The sequence below is a fragment of the Pustulibacterium marinum genome, from assembly GCF_900116665.1.
Lineage (GTDB): Bacteria > Bacteroidota > Bacteroidia > Flavobacteriales > Flavobacteriaceae > Pustulibacterium > Pustulibacterium marinum.
Genome location: NZ_FPBK01000010.1, coordinates 154,697 through 174,246 on the forward strand (window position 1 = coordinate 154,697; position 19,550 = coordinate 174,246).

Genomic DNA, 19,550 nt, shown 5'->3' on the forward strand with positions numbered 1-19,550 from the left:
AAATTTAGTAGATCATGACTAGAGAAGAAAAATTAACGGTAATCGAAGATTTGACTGCGCAGTTGGCCGAAAACAATACTATTTATTTAGCAGATATATCTGGATTAGATGCAGATACAACTTCTAAATTACGTAGAGCATGTTTTAAAGCTAATATTCAATTAGCAGTTGTGAAAAATACATTGCTGGCAAAAGCAATGGAAGCTTCAGATAAAGAATTTGGTGAATTACCAGAAGTTTTAAAAGGTAATACTTCATTGATGTTTTCTGAGGTAGGTAATGCACCTGCAAAATTGATCAAGGATTTTCGTAAAAAATCTGAAAAACCAATCCTTAAAGGAGCTTTTGTAGAAGAAGCTGTTTATGTTGGAGATGAAAACCTTGATGCTTTATCTAACATCAAATCTAAAGACGAGGTTATTGGAGATATTATTACATTACTTCAATCGCCTGCTAAGAATGTTATTTCTGGACTTAAGTCTGGAGGTGGTAAATTGGCTGGTATCCTTAAGACTTTGTCTGAAAAATAATAGAACGCACTTTAACAATTATATTTAAAAAATTTAAACGATAGAAAAATGGCAGATTTAAAAGATTTCGCAGAACAATTAGTTAACTTAACAGTTAAAGAAGTAAACGAGTTAGCTAACATTTTAAAAGAAGAATATGGTATCGAGCCTGCTGCTGCTGCTGTAGCTGTAGCTGGTGGAGCTGCTGCTGGTGGTGCAGAAGCTGCTGAAGAAAAAACTGAATTCGACGTAGTATTGAAAGCTGCTGGAGGATCTAAGTTAGCAGTTGTAAAACTAGTTAAAGAATTAACTGGTGCTGGTTTGAAAGATGCTAAAGATATGGTAGATAATGTTCCTTCTACATTAAAAGAAGGTGTTTCTAAAGATGAGGCTGAAGGTCTTAGAAAATCTTTAGAAGAAGCTGGAGCTGAAGTAGAGCTTAAGTAAGTTACATAACGGCTGCCAAAGCTGTAAAATTTTGGTTTAGGTCTTGGGATTTTTATCTTTAAGACCTAAACCCTTTTACGTATATAAATATATACGTTCTTTTATATTTTCATTTTAATCAAAATTTTGTCCATTGATGTTAACAAATCAGACTGAAAGATTAAGTTTTGCCTCAGCTAAGAATACTCCAGATTATCCGGATTTCTTGGACATTCAAATTAAGTCTTTTCAAGATTTTTTCCAATTAGAAACCAAATCTGATGAGCGAGGTAACGAAGGTCTTTATAACACCTTCATGGAAAATTTTCCAATCACTGATACCAGAAACCAGTTTGTACTTGAGTTTTTAGATTATTTTGTAGACCCACCTAGATATTCTATTCAAGAATGTATCGAAAGAGGTTTAACTTACAGCGTGCCATTAAAAGCACGTCTTAAGTTATATTGTACAGATCCTGAACATGAGGATTTTGAAACAATAGTACAAGATGTGTATTTAGGAGTGATTCCTTATATGACTCCAAGTGGTACTTTTGTTATCAATGGTGCAGAGCGTGTTGTAGTTTCTCAATTACACCGTTCACCAGGAGTTTTCTTTGGACAATCTTTCCACGCTAATGGTACCAAGTTATATTCTGCCAGAGTAATTCCTTTTAAAGGATCTTGGATAGAATTTGCTACAGATATCAATAGCGTTATGTATGCTTATATTGATAGAAAGAAAAAATTGCCTGTTACTACTTTATTTAGAGCAATAGGATTTGAAAGAGATAAAGATATTTTAGAAATTTTTGACCTTGCAGAAGAGGTGAAAGTTTCTAAAAGTGGACTTAAAAGAGTTCTTGGTCGTAGATTGGCCGCCCGTGTTTTGAATACATGGCATGAGGATTTTGTGGATGAAGACACCGGGGAAGTTGTTTCTATCGAAAGAAACGAGATCGTTCTAGATCGTGATACTATTTTAGAAAAAGAACATATAGATGAGATTGTTGATGCAGATGTAAAAACTATTTTACTTCATAAAGAAGAAAGTCAGTCTGCTGAATACGCTATCATTCATAATACTTTACAAAAAGACCCTACGAACTCAGAAAAAGAAGCAGTAGAACATATTTATCGTCAATTACGTAATGCAGAACCGCCAGATGAGGAAACTGCTCGTGGTATTATTGATAAATTATTCTTCTCAGATCAAAGATATAATCTTGGAGAAGTTGGTCGTTATAGAATGAACAAAAAATTAGGTCTTGATATTGAAATGGATAAGCAAGTGCTTACCAAACTAGATATCATTACCATCGTTAAATATTTAATCGAGTTGATCAACTCAAAAGCAGAGATTGATGATATTGATCACTTATCTAACCGTCGTGTACGTACAGTAGGTGAGCAATTATCTTCTCAGTTTGGTGTTGGTTTGGCTCGTATGGCTCGTACCATTCGTGAGCGTATGAACGTTCGTGATAACGAAGTCTTTACACCAATTGATTTGATTAATGCGAAGACGCTTTCTTCTGTTATCAATTCATTCTTTGGAACAAACCAGTTATCTCAGTTCATGGATCAAACCAATCCATTAGCAGAGATTACACACAAACGTCGTTTATCTGCATTAGGGCCTGGAGGTCTTTCTCGTGAAAGAGCAGGTTTCGAGGTACGTGATGTTCACTATACACATTATGGTCGTTTATGTCCTATTGAAACTCCTGAAGGACCAAACATTGGTTTGATTTCTTCTCTAGGTGTATTTGCGAAAGTAAACAGTATGGGATTCATTGAAACTCCATATCGTAAAGTAACAGAAGGTAAAGTAGATCTTAGTGAAATTCTTTATTTAAGCGCTGAAGAAGAAGAAGATAAGTTAATCGCGCAAGCGAATATTGAGATGGATGAATCAGGGAAAGTTACTGCTGAAAAAGTAATTGCCCGTGAGGAAGGTGACTTCCCTGTTGTAGAACCAACTCAATTAGATTATACAGATGTTGCTCCCAACCAAATAGCATCGATTTCTGCATCTTTAATTCCATTCTTGGAACATGATGATGCGAACCGTGCGTTGATGGGATCTAACATGATGCGTCAGGCAGTTCCTTTATTACGTCCACAAGCTCCTATTGTTGGTACTGGTTTGGAAAGACAAGTAGCTTCAGATTCTAGAGTATTGATTAATGCTGAAGGAGACGGTGAAGTAGAATATGTAGATGCACAAAAAGTAACTATCAAATATGATAGAACGGAAGAGCAAAGAATGGTAAGTTTTGATTCAGATTCTAAAACTTATGATTTGATTAAATTCCGTAAAACTAACCAAGGTACTTCTATCAACTTAAAGCCTATCGTTAGAAAAGGTGATAGAGTTGTAAAAGGTCAAGTACTTTGTCAAGGATATGCAACCGAAGGTGGTGAGTTAGCTCTTGGTAGAAATATGCAAGTAGCGTTCATGCCTTGGAAAGGATATAACTTTGAGGATGCTATTGTAATCTCTGAAAAAGTAGTACGTGAAGATATCTTTACGTCTATACACGTTGATGAGTATTCATTAGAAGTTAGAGATACCAAGTTAGGTGCAGAAGAACTTACAAATGATATTCCTAACGTTTCTGAAGAAGCTACTAAAGATTTGGATGAATACGGAATGATTCGTGTAGGTGCAGAAGTAAAACCTGGTGATATCTTAATTGGTAAGATTACTCCAAAAGGAGAATCAGATCCAACTCCTGAAGAAAAATTACTTCGTGCAATTTTTGGTGATAAAGCTGGTGATGTAAAAGATGCTTCTTTAAAAGCTTCTCCATCATTGAATGGTGTAGTTATCGATAAGAAATTATTTGCAAGAGCATTAAAAGATAAGCGTAAAAGAGCTAAAGATAAAGAGGATATTACCAAATTAGAATTAGAATATAGCGCTAAGTTCGAAGAATTAAAAGATCGTCTTGTAGATAAACTATTTGCTTTGGTAAATGGTAAAACATCTCAAGGTGTTATGAATGATCTTGGAGAGGAAGTATTACCAAAAGGTAAAAAATATACTCTTAAGATGCTGAATAGTGTGGATGATTTTGCACACTTAGTAGGAGGTAGTTGGACGACAGATGAAGCAACAAATGCTTTAGTGGCTGACTTAATTCATAATTACAAGATTAAATTAAATGACCTTCAAGGTAGTTTAAGAAGAGATAAGTTTACCATTACTGTTGGAGATGAACTTCCGGCTGGTATTATGAAACTTGCAAAAGTTTACATTGCTAAAAAGCGTAAGCTTAAAGTAGGTGATAAAATGGCAGGTCGTCACGGTAACAAAGGTATTGTAGCTAGAATTGTACGTGAAGAAGATATGCCGTTCTTGGAAGATGGAACACCAGTTGATATTGTATTGAATCCACTTGGGGTACCTTCTCGTATGAACATTGGTCAGATTTATGAAACTGTACTTGGATGGGCAGGTCTTAAATTAGGTAGAAAATTTGCTACTCCAATTTTCGATGGTGCTTCTCTAGATCAAATTAATGAATTAACAGATGAAGCTGGTATTCCAAGATTTGGTCACACGTATCTATACGATGGTGGTACAGGTCAGCGATTTGATCAGCCTGCAACAGTTGGTGTTATCTATATGTTGAAATTAGGTCACATGGTAGATGATAAGATGCACGCACGTTCTATTGGTCCATACTCGTTGATTACGCAACAACCTCTTGGAGGTAAAGCACAATTTGGTGGTCAGCGTTTTGGAGAAATGGAAGTTTGGGCATTAGAAGCTTACGGTGCTTCTAGTACACTTAGAGAAATTCTTACAGTAAAATCAGATGATGTTATTGGTAGAGCTAAAACGTACGAAGCTATTGTTAAAGGTGAACCTATGCCAGAACCTGGCTTACCAGAATCTTTCAATGTATTAATGCATGAATTGAAAGGTCTAGGATTAGACATTAGATTAGAAGACTAAAAAATTATTTGAACATCGAGTTTCATAGCTCGGTGTTCATTTTCATACACTTAATTCATTATCACCATATATTATGGCAAGAGCAAAAGATAAGAATACAGTAAAGAGATTTGATAAAATCTCAATAGGTTTAGCATCTCCAGAATCTATTTTGGCAGAATCTAGAGGAGAGGTGCTTAAGCCGGAAACAATTAACTATCGTACTCACAAACCAGAGCGCGATGGTCTTTTTTGCGAGCGTATTTTTGGTCCTGTAAAAGATTACGAATGTGCTTGTGGTAAATACAAAAGAATCCGTTACAAAGGAATTGTTTGTGATAGATGTGGAGTTGAAGTAACGGAGAAAAAAGTTCGTAGAGATAGAGTTGGGCACATTAACCTTGTGGTTCCTGTAGCACACATCTGGTATTTCCGTTCTTTACCAAATAAAATTGGATACCTTCTTGGATTGCCTTCTAAGAAATTAGATATGATTATCTATTATGAGCGTTACGTGGTTATTCAACCAGGTATTGCTAAAGGTCCTGAAGGAGAAGAATTAAATAGACTTGACTTCTTAACAGAAGAAGAATATTTAAATATTTTAGATACACTTCCACAAGAAAACTTGTATTTGGAAGACTCAGATCCTAATAAATTCATCGCTAAGATGGGAGCTGAATGTATCGAAGAATTATTAAGAAGAATAGATCTTAATGAATTGTCTTATCAATTAAGACATAAAGCTAATAACGAAACCTCTAAACAACGTAAAACAGAAGCATTAAAGCGTCTTCAAGTTGTGGAAGCATTCAGAGATTCTCAAAAAAATAGAGAGAATAATCCTGAGTGGATGGTAATGCGTGTTGTTCCGGTTATTCCACCAGAATTACGTCCGTTAGTGCCATTAGATGGTGGTCGTTTTGCAACATCAGATTTAAATGATTTATACCGTCGTGTAATCATCAGAAACAACCGTTTAAAGCGTTTGATGGAAATCAAAGCTCCGGAAGTGATCTTACGTAATGAAAAACGTATGCTTCAGGAATCAGTTGATTCATTATTTGATAATACACGTAAGTCATCAGCAGTTAAAACTGAATCTAACAGACCATTGAAATCACTTTCAGATTCATTGAAAGGTAAGCAAGGTCGTTTCCGTCAAAACTTACTTGGTAAGCGTGTAGATTATTCAGCACGTTCTGTGATTGTTGTTGGACCGGAAATGAAATTGTTTGAGTGTGGTCTTCCAAAAAATATGGCAGCTGAGCTTTACAAACCTTTTGTAGTAAGAAAGCTTATTGAAAGAGGTATTGTAAAAACAGTAAAGTCTGCCAAAAAGATTATAGATAAAAAAGAACCAGTTGTTTGGGATATTTTAGAAAATGTAATTAAAGGTCACCCGGTATTATTAAACCGTGCCCCTACCTTACACCGTTTAGGTATCCAAGCATTCCAGCCAAAACTTATCGAAGGTAAAGCTATTCGTTTACACCCATTAGTGTGTACGGCGTTTAACGCGGATTTCGATGGTGACCAGATGGCGGTTCACTTACCATTAGGGCCAGAAGCTATTTTGGAAGCGCAATTATTAATGTTGGCTTCTCATAATATCTTAAACCCGGCGAATGGTTCTCCAATTACGGTACCTTCTCAGGATATGGTTTTGGGTCTTTACTATATGACAAAGGCCAGAAAATCTACACCTGATAATGAAGTTAAAGGAGAAGGTTTAACTTTTTATTCTGCAGATGAAGTAAACATCGCTTTCAATGATAAGCGTGTGAGCTTAAATGCAATTGTAAAAGTTAGAGCTAAAGATTATAACGAAAACGGAGAATTAGTTTACCAAATCATTGAAACAACTGCTGGTAGAGTATTGTTTAACCAAACAGTTCCAGAAAAAGCAGGGTATATCAATGAGGTTTTAACTAAAAAATCGCTTCGTGATATTATCGGACGAATTTTAAAAGTTACTAGTGTTCCTGAAACCGCTGATTTCCTTGATAAGATTAAGGATATGGGATATAAATTCGCTTTTGAAGGTGGATTGTCATTCTCATTAGGGGATATTATTATTCCACCAGAAAAGCATGGAATGATCGCCGAAGCAAATGAGCAGGTAGATGGAATTATGATGAACTATAACATGGGTCTTATTACCAATAACGAACGTTATAATCAGGTAATTGACGTATGGACATCAACAAACGCAATGCTTACCGAATTAGCTATGAAGCGTATTCGTGAAGACAACCAAGGGTTTAACTCGGTATTCATGATGCTTGATTCTGGAGCTCGTGGATCTAAAGAGCAGATCCGTCAGTTGACAGGTATGCGTGGTTTGATGGCAAAACCTAAAAAATCGAATTCAGGTGGTGGAGAAATTATTGAAAATCCAATTCTTTCTAACTTTAAAGAAGGTCTTTCAATTCTTGAATACTTTATCTCTACGCACGGTGCTCGTAAAGGTCTTGCGGATACAGCATTAAAAACTGCCGATGCAGGTTATTTAACTCGTCGTTTGGTAGACGTTTCTCAAGATGTTATTGTAAACACAGAGGATTGTGGAACATTAAGAGGTCTAGAAGTAGAAGCACTTAAGAAAAATGACGAAGTTGTAGAATCTTTAGGAGCTAGAATTTTAGGTCGTGTTTCTTTACATGATGTTTACAACCCACTTACTGAAGAATTAATCATTGCAGCTGGTGAAGAGATAGATGAAGATCACGTTGTTAAGGTTAATAACTCTCCAATCGAGTCAGTTGAAGTTCGTTCTCCATTGACTTGTGAAGCAGAGCAAGGTATTTGTGCTAAATGTTACGGTAGAAACCTTTCAACCAACAAAATGGTTCAAAAAGGTGAAGCTGTAGGTGTAGTAGCTGCTCAATCAATTGGTGAGCCTGGTACACAGTTAACACTTCGTACCTTCCACGTGGGTGGTACTGCAGGTAACATTTCTGAAGAGAATAAGTTATTTGCTAAATTTGATGGTGTTGCAGAAATTGATGATCTTAAAACTGTTCAAGGTGAAGATTCAGAAGGAAACAAAGTAGATATTGTTATTTCTCGTACTTCTGAATTGAAATTGGTTGATCAGAAAACTGGTATCACTTTAAGTACAAGTAATATCCCTTACGGATCTACAATCTTTGTCGATAATGGGGCTAAACTTAAAAAAGGTGATGTAGTTTGTCAATGGGATCCATATAATGGTGTAATTGTATCAGAATTTGCTGGTAAAATTGCATACGACGGAATTCAGCAAGGTGTTACATACCAAGTAGAAATTGATGAACAAACAGGTTTCCAGGAAAAAGTAATTTCAGAATCAAGAAATAAGAAAATCATTCCTACTTTATTGATTCAAGATGCTAAAGGAAATACTTTACGTTCATACAACTTACCGGTAGGTGCTCACTTAATGGTTGACGATGGTGATAAAATTAAGGAAGGTAAAGTGCTTGTGAAAATTCCTCGTAAGTCTGCAAAAGCAGGGGATATTACAGGAGGTCTTCCTCGTGTAACCGAATTATTCGAAGCACGTAATCCATCAAACCCGGCGGTAGTTTCAGAAATTGATGGTGTTATTTCTTTTGGAAAAATCAAAAGAGGTAACCGTGAAATTATTGTAGAGTCTAAACTTGGGGAAATCAAGAAATATTTGGTGAAATTATCTAACCAAATCTTAGTTCAGGAAAATGACTTTGTGAAAGCTGGTATGCCACTTTCAGATGGATCTATTACTCCAGATGATATCTTGAAGATTAAAGGACCTGCAGCAGTACAACAATATCTAGTAAATGAAGTTCAGGAAGTTTACCGTTTACAAGGGGTAAAAATTAATGACAAACACTTTGAGGTTGTTGTACGTCAAATGATGCGTAAAGTAAGAATTGAAGATTCTGGAGATACATTATTCCTAGAAAATCAATTGGTACATAAAATAGACTTTATCAAAGAAAACGATGCGTTGTTCGGTAAAAAAGTTGTTGAAGATGCTGGTGAATCCGACACATTGAAAGAAGGTCAAATTGTAACCGTACGTGAATTGAGAGATGAAAATTCTATCTTGAAACGTGCAGATAAAAATCTTGTAGTAGCAAGAGATGTAGTTCCTGCAACTGCTACTCCAATACTTCAAGGTATTACAAGAGCTTCATTACAGACTAAATCATTCATCTCTGCAGCTTCCTTCCAGGAAACTACAAAAGTATTGAATGAGGCCGCTGTAAATGGTAAAGTAGATTCTTTAGAAGGATTGAAAGAGAATGTAATTGTAGGTCATAAGATTCCTGCTGGTACTGGTATGAGAGATTACGATAATATTATTGTAGGATCTAAAGAAGAGTACGACGAGATCATGGCTGGCAAACAAGAAATTAACTTCTAATATAATTTTAGAATGAGCGATCAAAACGACAAAAAAGGGCAATTGAATATTGAGTTAGATGAAAAAGTTGCAGAAGGAACCTATTCCAATCTGGCAATTATAAATCACTCGGTTTCAGATTTTATAGTTGACTTTATCAGCGTTATGCCTGGCGCACCAAAAGCTAAAGTCAAGAGCAGAATCATTTTAACGCCACAGCATGCCAAGCGCTTGTTAAAGGCATTAGGTGATAATGTACACCGTTTTGAAAAAGCTCATGGTGAAATTAAAGATTATGATCAACCGCCAATCCCAATGAATTTTGGGCCAACCGGCGAAGCATAACATAAAATAGTAAAAGCCCTGAACTTTGGTTCGGGGCTTTTCTTTTTCAATAGTTTTATAAAATGGATATACAGTTCATTTTTTATAATTTTGTAGCATAAAGTAAAATCATGAAAAGAGTAGTTGTAGGACTTTCGGGTGGAGTAGATTCTAGTGTAACAGCATATTTACTCAAGGAGCAAGGGTATGAAGTGATCGGTTTATTTATGAAAAACTGGCATGACGATTCTGTAACTATTTCAGATGAATGTCCTTGGTTGGAAGATAGTAACGATGCTATGATCGTTGCAGATAAATTAGGAATCCCTTTTCAAACGGTAGATTTAAGTGAAGAATACAAAGAGCGTATTGTAGATTATATGTTCAATGAATATGAACGAGGAAGAACTCCAAATCCAGATGTTCTATGTAATCGCGAAATTAAGTTTGATGTTTTTATGAAAATAGCATTAGGTCTTGGTGCGGATTATGTAGCTACAGGGCATTATTGTAGAAAAGGAACTATAGAGAAAGATGGGGAAGAGGTATACCAATTGCTTGCTGGAATTGATGGAAATAAGGACCAATCATATTTTTTGTGTCAATTGAGTCAAGAACAACTATCAAAAACATTGTTTCCTATTGGTGAACTTACCAAACCAGAAGTGCGAAAAATTGCTACAGAAGCAGATTTGATCACAGCAGATAAAAAGGATTCCCAAGGATTATGTTTCATAGGTAAAGTTCGCTTGCCAGATTTTCTTCAACAAAAATTAAAACCTAAAGAAGGAGTAATTGTTGAAGTTTCCAAAGAGCAAAATTTTTATGAGCGCAATATTCCAGTATTTCAATCAAAAGAAGAAGAACTAAAGTTCTATAGTGAAAAACCAGTGTATCATCTTTCAGACGGTAAAGTTGTTGGTAAACATCAAGGAGCACATTATTTTACCAAAGGTCAAAGAAAGGGATTGCATGTAGGGGGAACTGTTGAACCATTATTCGTAATAGATACTGATGTTGAAGAAAATGTAATTTATACTGGTCAGGGTAAGGCGCACCCAGGATTGTTTAGAAGAACATTGTTCGTGACTGATGATGAATTGCATTGGATTCGAGAAGATTTAGCTCTAGATGTAGATGAAACCATGCAAATAAAAGCAAGGATTAGATATCGTCAACCACTACAAAATGCTACTATTTATAAAGTGGTTGGAGGTGCTTATGTAGATTTTGAAACACCACAATCCGCTATTACGGAAGGTCAATTTGTTGCTTGGTATATAAAAGATGAATTAGTAGGTTCTGGAGTTATTTCATAAATTGCAGTAAAATGCAGTTTATGAAATACTTCTGCTTAGTCATATTATTATTTGTATCCAATATAGCATTATCTCAACAAGAAGAGCATGCTTGGGTGTATTTTACAGATAAACCAAATGCTACCACAGCATTACAAACACCCTTAAGTATCTTAACACAAGATGCTATCGATAGAAAAAATCTACATAATACAGCTATCGATGAGCGCGATGTTCCTGTTGATGAAACCTACATTACCACCATCAAAAACCAAACAGGCATTGTTGTAAAAGCAAAATCAAAATGGATGAATTGTGTTCATGTAATTGGAACACAAACCAACGTTGATGCGTTGTTAAACCTAGCCATAGTTGACAGTATACACTACGCTGATAACACATTAAATACATCTTCTCGATTTTTTCAATCAGAAAAATCTGAAAATAAGTTTCAAGTGAATGTAGATTTTGATTACGGGAATGCCGAAAATCAAGTTGATATGTTGAATGTAGACGAGTTACATGAAGCAGATTACTCAGGAGAAGGGATGATTATTGCCGTGTTAGATGCAGGTTTTCCAAATGTAAATACTATGGGAGGTCTACAGCGTTTACGAGATAATAATAATCTTTTAGGCGGCTATGATTTTGTTTTAAGAAGCTCAGATTTTAATAATACGTCTTTAAATAGTCACGGTACATTAGTATTGTCTGATATGGCTGGTTATATAGAAGATGATTTTGTTGGTACCGGTCCAGATGCCGGATATTATCTATTTAGGACAGAAGATGCTTCCTCTGAAACTCCGGTAGAAGAAAGTTATTGGGTTGAGGCTGCAGAAAGAGCCGATAGTCTTGGTGTAGATATTATAAATAGCTCACTAGGATATACTACGTTCGATGAATCTCGGTATGATTATACGATGAATGATATGGATGGGAATACTGCATTCATTACAAAAGGTGCAAATATTGCAGTTGAGAAAGGAATTTTGGTAGTTAATTCAGCAGGAAATTCAGGAAATAGTAATTCATTTTATAAAATTGGAGCTCCGGCTGATGGTGATGCATTCGCAATTGGAGCTGTAGATGCCGATGAAAATTATGCTTCTTTCAGTTCTATTGGTCCTTCAGCAGATGGTCGTGTAAAACCCGATGTGGTAGCGCAAGGTCAGTTGAGCGCTGTTATTACTTCTGGAAATAATATAACGTATGCTAGTGGAACATCTTTTTCTTCACCAATTATGGCAGGAGCTATAGCTAGTTTTTGGCAAGCAGATCCCTCTAAAACTAACTTGGAAATTATGCAATTAGTGCGTGAATCTGCATCTATTTATGATAATCCAACGAATCAATTAGGGTACGGAATTCCAAATTTTGATGATGCTCTAGAGGAGTTATTAAGTACTTCAAGTTTTTCAGAAGCAACTTTACAGTTTTATCCAAATCCTGTTTCTGATAAGATTTATTTCAAAAATTTTATAGGAAATGAAAAAATATCAATTTATAACTCCATGGGACAGGTGTTGATTCATGAAGAAAATATTTCTGCAAGTGGTATGGATATTTCCAATTTTGATAGAGGTATTTATATTGTTGAAGTTTCTAAGAATGACGAATTGATCAATTTTAAAATTTTAAAGCAGTAATGAACAATAGAATTACATCGCTTTTCAATATTGAGTTTCCAATTATTCAAGGTGGAATGGTTTGGGCTAGTGGTTACAAGCTTGCATCTGCGGTAAGTAATGCTGGAGGTTTAGGTCTTATTGGAGCTGGTTCTATGTATCCTGATGTTTTATGTGAACATATCCAAAAATGCAAAAAGGCTACAGATAAACCATTTGGAGTAAACGTGCCTATGTTGTATCCAGATTTGGATGAAATCATGAATATTATCATAGAAGAAGAAGTGAAAATTGTTTTCACTTCAGCCGGAAATCCAAAAACTTGGACACCAAAATTGAAGGAAAACGGCATTACTGTTGTGCATGTAGTTAGCAGCTTAAAATTTGCTAAAAAGGCAGAAGATGCTGGTGTAGATGCTATTGTTGCCGAAGGTTTTGAAGCCGGCGGACACAATGGTAGAGATGAAACCACAACACTTACTTTAATTCCTTTAGTAAGTAAATCCATAAATATTCCGGTAATTGCTGCGGGTGGAATTGCTACTGGAGAAGCTATGCTGGCAGCTATGGTTTTGGGAGCAGACGGAGTTCAAGTTGGGAGTAGATTTGTTGCGAGTAATGAGGCTTCTTCGCATATCAATTTTAAAAATGAAGTAGTTTCAGCAATAGAAGGAGATACCCAATTAACATTAAAAGAACTTGCTCCAGTTCGTTTGTTGAAGAATAAATTCTATGAAGAAGTTCTTTTGGCTTACGGAAATGGTTCAGATATAGAACAACTCAAAACTTTGCTAGGAAGGGGCAGAGCTAAGTTAGGAATGTTTGAAGGTGACCTTGACAATGGAGAATTAGAAATTGGTCAAGTCTCAGCATTAATTAATGATATACAGCCGGCTGCAGAAATTGTAAAAAATATGATGCAAGAGTTCAACGAAGCAAAAAAACGTGTAGCTTCGCTATAAATTAGAATCATGAATAACGTTAAGATTATCGAGTGTCCTCGGGATGCCATGCAAGGCATTAAAACTTTTATTCCTACCGATAAAAAAGTTCAGTACATTCAGGCGTTATTAAGAGTTGGTTTTGATACCATAGATGTGGGGAGTTTTGTTTCCCCAAAGGTAATTCCACAAATGGCTGATACTGCTCAAGTGATTTCTTCACTCAATCTCTCAGCTTCACAAAGTAAATTACTTACTATAGTGGCTAACGTTCGTGGCGCTGAACAGGCATGCGAAATAGATGAAATTACGTATCTAGGTTTTCCTTTTTCAATTTCTGAAAACTTTCAGATGAGAAATACACATAAAACCATTCAGCAATCATTGAAGGTTTTAGAGGAAATTATATCATTGGCTGAAAATCACCATAAACAAGTAGTGACCTATTTGTCTATGGGATTTGGAAATCCATATGGAGATCCTTGGAATGTGGATGTAGTGGCAGAATGGACCGAACGACTTTCTTTGATGGGTGTCAAAATTCTTTCACTTTCAGATACCATTGGTAGTTCAACTCCGGATGTTATAAAATATCTATTTTCAAATTTGATTCCGATGTATCCCGATATTGAATTTGGTGCACATCTGCATACAACAAAACATGCTTGGTTTGAAAAGGTAGATGCAGCTTACAGTTCTGGATGTAGAAGATTTGATGGGGCTATTCAAGGATTTGGCGGTTGTCCGATGGCTAAAGACGAATTAACAGGAAATATGCCTACTGAGAAAATGCTGTCTTATTTTACGTCTAAAAAAGCAAATACCGGTTTAAGTCCCATGAGTTTTGAAAGTGCTTTTAACGAAGCATCGAAAGTTTTTATTGGAGAATTTTAAACTCAATAAAAAATCATTCAAAATAAAAATTCTAAGTTGATGCATTTTGTGATAAATGCTTTATATTTGCATGCAATTTATTAGAAATTGCATCATGATATCACACACAACTAAATTCGTAGGAGAAGGATTGACTTATGACGATGTTCTTCTTGTTCCAAATTACTCGGAAGTATTACCACGCGAAGTAAGTATTCAAACAAAATTTACTAGAAATATCACACTAAATGTTCCTGTAGTTTCTGCTGCAATGGATACAGTGACCGAATCTGCTATGGCTATTGCTATGGCTAGAGAAGGTGGTATTGGTGTGCTTCACAAAAATATGACTGCAGAGCAGCAAGCAATGCATGTTCGTAAAGTTAAAAGAGCAGAAAGTGGAATGATCATAGACCCTGTGACATTGCCATTGGATGCTAAGGTTAAAGATGCCAAAGCTAATATGAAAGAACATAGCATTGGTGGTATTCCTGTAGTTGACGAGAACGGAACGTTGAAAGGAATTGTAACCAATCGTGATCTTCGCTTTGAAAAGCATGATGAACGTGCTATAGTAGAGGTAATGACTCAAGAAAACTTGGTTACTGCTGCTGTAGGTACTTCTTTGGCTGATGCAGAAGAAATTCTTCAAGAAAACAAAATTGAAAAACTTCCTATTGTAGATGGCGATTATAAGTTAGTAGGTCTTATTACCTTTAGAGATATTACAAAGCTTACCAAAAAGCCAATAGCAAATAAGGACGAATATGGTAGATTAAGAGTTGCTGCTGCAATTGGTGTTACAGGTGATGCTGTAGACCGTGCAGAACAACTAGTTGCTGCCGGTGTAGATGCAATTATTATAGATACCGCTCATGGTCATACCAAAGGAGTGGTAAATGTATTGAAAGAAGTTAAAGCTAAATTTCCAGAATTGGATGTAGTGGTAGGGAATATTGCAACTCCAGAAGCTGCAAAATATCTTGCTGACAATGGAGCTGATGCAGTTAAAGTAGGTATAGGACCAGGTTCTATATGTACTACTCGTATTGTTGCTGGTGTTGGTTTTCCACAGTTATCAGCAGTAATGGAAGTTGCTGCGGCTTTGAAAGGTACTGGTGTTCCAGTGATTGCTGATGGTGGTATTCGTTATACAGGGGATATTCCGAAAGCGATTGCAGCAGGTGCAGACTGTGTTATGTTAGGTTCTATGTTGGCAGGTACCAAGGAATCTCCTGGAGAAACTATTATCTACGAAGGTAGAAAGTTTAAATCGTATCGTGGAATGGGTAGTGTTGAAGCTATGAAGAAAGGTAGTAAAGACCGTTATTTCCAAGATGTAGAAGATGATATTAAGAAGCTAGTTCCTGAAGGAATTGTAGGTCGTGTACCATACAAAGGTGATCTTTTCGAGAGTATGCACCAATTTATTGGAGGTTTGAGAGCTGGTATGGGTTATTGTGGAGCTGGAAATATTGAGGCTTTAAAAGAAAATGGACGATTTGTAAAAATCACATCTAGTGGTATTATGGAAAGTCACCCACATAATGTTACAATTACCAAAGAAGCTCCTAATTATTCAAGATAGAGTAAAGCTTAAAGATATTAAAAACAAAAAATCCGATTCAAATGAATCGGATTTTTTTATATAAGCGAAATAAAATATTATTAAACGTTTATTATTTTACTTTTTCTACAATTGCTTTGAAAGCAGCTGGGTGGTTCATAGCTAAATCAGCTAAAACCTTACGGTTTAGCTCAATGTTGCTAGCTTTTACTTTCCCCATGAATTGAGAATAAGACAAACCGTGTTGTCTTGCACCTGCGTTAATACGTGCAATCCATAAAGCACGAAACGTTCTCTTTTTGTTTTTACGGTCTCTGTACGAATATTGCATCGCTTTTTCAACCGCGTTTTTAGCAACAGTCCAAACGTTTTTACGTCTACCAAAGTAACCTTTGGCCTGTTTCATCACTTTTTTTCTACGAGCTCTACGAGCTACTGCGTTTACTGATCTTGGCATAATTTTTAATTTTTTGTAGTAGGCGTCAGTAATTGTACTGCACTTTGATTGAGCCTCACTCCAGGGTTAAACAATTTTAAATTGAACCGGAAAGAACAATTCTTATTTTAAACGTAATTGTTCTTTAATGCTGTTAACATCATTATCGTGAACAAGTCCACTGTGAGTTAAAGCAAGCTTACGCTTCTTAGACTTCTTAGTTAAGATGTGACTTTTGAAAGCGTGCTTTCTTTTGATTTTTCCAGAGCCTGTAAGCTTAAAACGCTTCTTAGCACTAGATTTTGTTTTCATTTTAGGCATTTTCTTCTCCTATTTAAATTCTATTTCGCTTAAATCTTAATACTGAAAAATTCAGTTTTTATTTTGCTGCCTTTTTAGGAGCGATAAACATAGTCATACGTTTACCCTCTAATTTTGGCATTTGTTCTACTTTTCCTAACTCTTCTAATTCTTGAGCTAAACGAAGAAGTAAAATTTGTCCTTGATCTTTATATACAATTGATCGACCTTTAAAAAATACGTATGCTTTTAATTTAGCTCCGTCTTTTAAAAATTTCTCAGCATGCTTTTTCTTAAACTCGTAATCATGGTCATCTGTTTGAGGACCAAAACGAATTTCTTTTACCACCACCTTCGAAGCTTTTGCTTTTAAAGCCTTTTCTCTTTTTTTCTGCTCGTAAAGAAATTTACGGTAATCCATAATCTTACAAACAGGTGGCTTGGCATTTGGAGATATCTCTACCAAATCCAATTCCATTTCTTGAGCTTTGGCAAATGCTTGTCTTGTAGGGTATACACCCATTTCTACATTATCTCCAACTAATCGTACCTCAGGCACACGAATTTTTTCATTGATTCTGTGCTGATCTTTTTCCTCTCTTTTGTAAGGACCTCTGTTGTTTCTTCTAATAGCTATGGCTAAAAAATTTTAATTAAACTTTATTTAAACGGTTTTAATATACTATTTATTTCTGTCTTTATCAAGTCTGAAAAGGCTTCAATAGACATGGTGCCTAAATCTTCTCCTCCGTGCTTTCTTACAGAAACAGTGTTTTCACTTTGCTCATTTTCCCCAACGATTAGCATATATGGAATTTTCTGAGTTTCTGCCTCACGAATTTTTTTCCCCATTGTCTCACTGCGGTTATCTACAAGGGCGCGAATTTCGTGATTTTCTAATAAATTCAAAACATTTTTAGCATAATTTTCATATTTCTCACTGAGAGACAGAATAGTACACTGCTCTGGCATTAACCATAAAGGGAAATTTCCTCCTGTGTGCTCAAGTAGAATAGCTACAAAGCGTTCCATGCTTCCAAATGGTGCTCTGTGAATCATGACTGGTCTATGTAATTTATCGTCACTACCTTTATAAGATAGTTCAAACCTTTCAGGTAAATTGTAGTCAACCTGAATTGTTCCCAATTGCCAGCTTCTTCCCAGGGCGTCTTTTACCATAAAGTCTAACTTAGGACCATAGAAAGCTGCTTCTCCAGTTTCAATTACGTAATTAAGTCCTTTTTCTTTAGCTGCATTAATGATAGCATTTTCAGCTTTATCCCAGTTCTCGTCACTACCTATATATTTTTCAGGATTTTCTGGATCTCTTAATGAAACTTGTGCGGTAAAGTTTTCGAATCCTAATGATCCAAATACATAAAGTACTAAATCAATAACATTTCTAAACTCTTCATCTAATTGTTCTGGGGAACAGAAAATGTGAGCATCATCCTGAGTAAATCCTCTAACACGCGTTAATCCATGTAATTCTCCACTTTGCTCATATCTATAAACGGTACCAAATTCTGCAAAACGTTTTGGAAGTTCTTTGTAACTCCAAGGGCGTGAATTGTAAATTTCACAGTGGTGTGGACAGTTCATTGGTTTAAGAAGGAATTCTTCCCCTTCTGCTGGAGTGTTGATAGGCTGAAAGCTATCTGCTCCATATTTTGCATAGTGGCCAGAAGTCACATAAAGTTCTTTTTGTCCAATATGTGGAGAAACTACTTGTTCATATCCAGCTTTTTGTTGAGCCTTTTTTAAGAAGGATTCTAAGCGCTCGCGCAAAGCTGCTCCTTTTGGTAACCATAAAGGTAAACCTTGTCCAACTTTTTGTGAGAAAGTGAAAAGTTCTAATTCTTTACCTAATTTTCTATGATCACGTTTTTTAGCTTCTTCCAAAAGTTCTAAATATTCTTTTAGCTCTTTTTGTTTTGGGAAAGAAATACCATAAATACGAGTTAGCTGTGGTTTATTTTCATCACCACGCCAATATGCTCCGGCAACATTTAGTAGTTTTACCGCTTTGATAATTCCTGTATTAGGAATGTGTCCACCGCGACATAAATCTGTAAAAGTAGAATGGTCACAAAACGTAATAGTACCATCTTCTAGATTTTCTATTAACTCAACTTTAAATTCGTTGTCTTGTTCTTTATAGTAATTGAGAGCTTCTTCTTTACTTACAGATCTTAGTTTATAATCGTGCTTTCCTCTAGCAATTTCTAGCATTTTGTTTTCTATCGCAGGAAAATCTTTTTCCGATATAGAATTTTCACCAAAATCAACATCATAGTAAAAACCATTAGCAATAGCTGGTCCTATAGTAAGTTTTACACCAGGATACATTTCTTCTAGTGCTTGCGCCATTACGTGAGAAGTGGAATGCCAAAATGCTTTCTTTCCGTCATCGTCATTCCAAGTATATAAGATAAGTGAACCGTCCGTGGTTAATGGAGTAGTGGTTTCAACGGTAGTACCGTTGAATTTTGCAGAGATTACATTTCTTGCCAAACCTTCACTAATGCTTTTGGCTACATCCATTGGAGTTGAATTAGCTTCAAACTCTTTGACTGATCCGTCCGGTAAAGTTATTTTTATCATTATAATATAATTAAAGGAGTGCAAAGATAATAGGTTGTAAATTCTATTACAATAATTATATAGTATATATAGAATGATTTTTTTCAAATTTTGGAAATAGATATACCTGTGATGTTTAATTCAGACTTTATTTAGTTATATAGAGTAGTTTTTTTGATAACTGACTTCATTGTGCTGTTTAATTGCGGTGGTTTTTTTGTTTTTTAATATTTATTAAAAATAATTTCCTTTATAAAAGGCTGGTTAGTAGATTGAAGGGTGTTTGTTTTCAAAAAATCTAAATAAAAGTTTGTTGATTGGTTTAAAAAGGTTTTATATTTGCACCC

13 protein-coding genes and 1 pseudogene are annotated in these 19,550 nt (G+C 35.6%); 10 read left to right on the forward strand and 4 right to left on the reverse strand.

All coding sequences use genetic code 11. The features are described from left to right. The first annotated feature begins 14 nt into the window (after positions 1-14). The 10 genes and pseudogenes from rplJ to guaB all read left to right on the forward strand — a co-directional run bounded on the left by rplJ (position 15) and on the right by guaB (position 15,905). Positions 15-530, forward strand: coding sequence for a 50S ribosomal protein L10 (rplJ, locus tag BM383_RS13395; RefSeq protein WP_093025646.1), 516 nt, complete (start codon positions 15-17; stop codon positions 528-530). A gap of 39 nt (positions 531-569) precedes the next feature. Further along, positions 570-956 (forward strand): annotated as a pseudogene (gene rplL, locus BM383_RS13400) (50S ribosomal protein L7/L12); the annotation flags it as partial. Positions 957-1,092: 136 nt separating this feature from the next. Next, entirely contained in the window at positions 1,093-4,902 is a 3,810-nt protein-coding gene (rpoB, locus tag BM383_RS13405; RefSeq protein WP_093025648.1) for a DNA-directed RNA polymerase subunit beta, read from the forward strand. A gap of 73 nt (positions 4,903-4,975) precedes the next feature. Then, entirely contained in the window at positions 4,976-9,274 is a 4,299-nt protein-coding gene (rpoC, locus tag BM383_RS13410) for a DNA-directed RNA polymerase subunit beta' (RefSeq protein WP_093025649.1), read from the forward strand. A gap of 12 nt (positions 9,275-9,286) precedes the next feature. Further along, positions 9,287-9,598: a DUF3467 domain-containing protein gene (locus BM383_RS13415; RefSeq protein WP_093025650.1), complete on the forward strand. Its 312-nt coding sequence runs from the start codon at positions 9,287-9,289 to the stop codon at positions 9,596-9,598. Positions 9,599-9,708: 110 nt separating this feature from the next. After that, complete coding sequence (mnmA, locus tag BM383_RS13420) at positions 9,709-10,896, forward strand: tRNA 2-thiouridine(34) synthase MnmA (RefSeq protein WP_093025651.1); 1,188 nt, start codon at positions 9,709-9,711, stop codon at positions 10,894-10,896. Positions 10,897-10,916: 20 nt separating this feature from the next. Continuing rightward, positions 10,917-12,524, forward strand: coding sequence for a S8 family serine peptidase (locus BM383_RS13425; protein WP_093025671.1), 1,608 nt, complete (start codon positions 10,917-10,919; stop codon positions 12,522-12,524). Continuing rightward, positions 12,524-13,465: an NAD(P)H-dependent flavin oxidoreductase gene (locus BM383_RS13430; RefSeq protein WP_093025652.1), complete on the forward strand. Its 942-nt coding sequence runs from the start codon at positions 12,524-12,526 to the stop codon at positions 13,463-13,465. The genes BM383_RS13425 and BM383_RS13430 overlap by 1 nt, the downstream gene beginning before the upstream one ends. Before the next feature lie 9 nt (positions 13,466-13,474). Next, on the forward strand, positions 13,475-14,338 hold the full coding sequence (locus tag BM383_RS13435) for a hydroxymethylglutaryl-CoA lyase (protein WP_093025653.1): 864 nt from the start codon (positions 13,475-13,477) through the stop codon (positions 14,336-14,338). Positions 14,339-14,432: 94 nt separating this feature from the next. Next, entirely contained in the window at positions 14,433-15,905 is a 1,473-nt protein-coding gene (gene guaB / locus BM383_RS13440) for an IMP dehydrogenase (protein WP_093025654.1), read from the forward strand. 91 nt (positions 15,906-15,996) lie between these two features. On the opposite strand, the gene rplT is transcribed toward guaB, so the two are convergent. The 4 genes from rplT to thrS form a co-directional block, all read right to left on the reverse strand. Then, positions 15,997-16,341, reverse strand: coding sequence for a 50S ribosomal protein L20 (rplT, locus tag BM383_RS13445; RefSeq protein WP_093025655.1), 345 nt, complete (start codon positions 16,339-16,341; stop codon positions 15,997-15,999). A gap of 102 nt (positions 16,342-16,443) precedes the next feature. After that, positions 16,444-16,641, reverse strand: a complete 198-nt coding sequence (rpmI, locus tag BM383_RS13450; protein WP_093025656.1) for a 50S ribosomal protein L35 — start codon at positions 16,639-16,641, stop codon at positions 16,444-16,446. A 58-nt stretch (positions 16,642-16,699) separates the two neighbouring features. Continuing rightward, positions 16,700-17,251 (reverse strand): translation initiation factor IF-3, encoded by a 552-nt coding sequence (gene infC / locus BM383_RS13455; protein WP_262501728.1) that lies wholly within the window; start codon positions 17,249-17,251, stop codon positions 16,700-16,702. Positions 17,252-17,280: 29 nt separating this feature from the next. Next, a complete protein-coding gene (gene thrS / locus BM383_RS13460; RefSeq protein WP_093025658.1) occupies positions 17,281-19,224 on the reverse strand; it encodes a threonine--tRNA ligase in 1,944 nt (647 codons plus the stop codon). Between the last annotated feature and the right edge of the window lie 326 nt (positions 19,225-19,550).

What these genes read in the sequence shown, in the direction of transcription:
- rplJ (WP_093025646.1), top strand. Translation starts at nt 15, where the DNA reads ATGACTAGAGAAGAAAAATTAACGGTAATCGAAGATTTGACTGCGCAG.
- rpmI (WP_093025656.1), bottom strand. Translation starts at nt 16,641, where the DNA reads ATGCCTAAAATGAAAACAAAATCTAGTGCTAAGAAGCGTTTTAAGCTT.
- BM383_RS13430 (WP_093025652.1), top strand. Translation starts at nt 12,524, where the DNA reads ATGAACAATAGAATTACATCGCTTTTCAATATTGAGTTTCCAATTATT.
- thrS (WP_093025658.1), bottom strand. Translation starts at nt 19,224, where the DNA reads ATGATAAAAATAACTTTACCGGACGGATCAGTCAAAGAGTTTGAAGCT.
- BM383_RS13415 (WP_093025650.1), top strand. Translation starts at nt 9,287, where the DNA reads ATGAGCGATCAAAACGACAAAAAAGGGCAATTGAATATTGAGTTAGAT.
- BM383_RS13425 (WP_093025671.1), top strand. Translation starts at nt 10,917, where the DNA reads ATGAAATACTTCTGCTTAGTCATATTATTATTTGTATCCAATATAGCA.
- guaB (WP_093025654.1), top strand. Translation starts at nt 14,433, where the DNA reads ATGATATCACACACAACTAAATTCGTAGGAGAAGGATTGACTTATGAC.
- rpoC (WP_093025649.1), top strand. Translation starts at nt 4,976, where the DNA reads ATGGCAAGAGCAAAAGATAAGAATACAGTAAAGAGATTTGATAAAATC.
- rpoB (WP_093025648.1), top strand. Translation starts at nt 1,093, where the DNA reads ATGTTAACAAATCAGACTGAAAGATTAAGTTTTGCCTCAGCTAAGAAT.
- mnmA (WP_093025651.1), top strand. Translation starts at nt 9,709, where the DNA reads ATGAAAAGAGTAGTTGTAGGACTTTCGGGTGGAGTAGATTCTAGTGTA.
- BM383_RS13435 (WP_093025653.1), top strand. Translation starts at nt 13,475, where the DNA reads ATGAATAACGTTAAGATTATCGAGTGTCCTCGGGATGCCATGCAAGGC.
- rplT (WP_093025655.1), bottom strand. Translation starts at nt 16,341, where the DNA reads ATGCCAAGATCAGTAAACGCAGTAGCTCGTAGAGCTCGTAGAAAAAAA.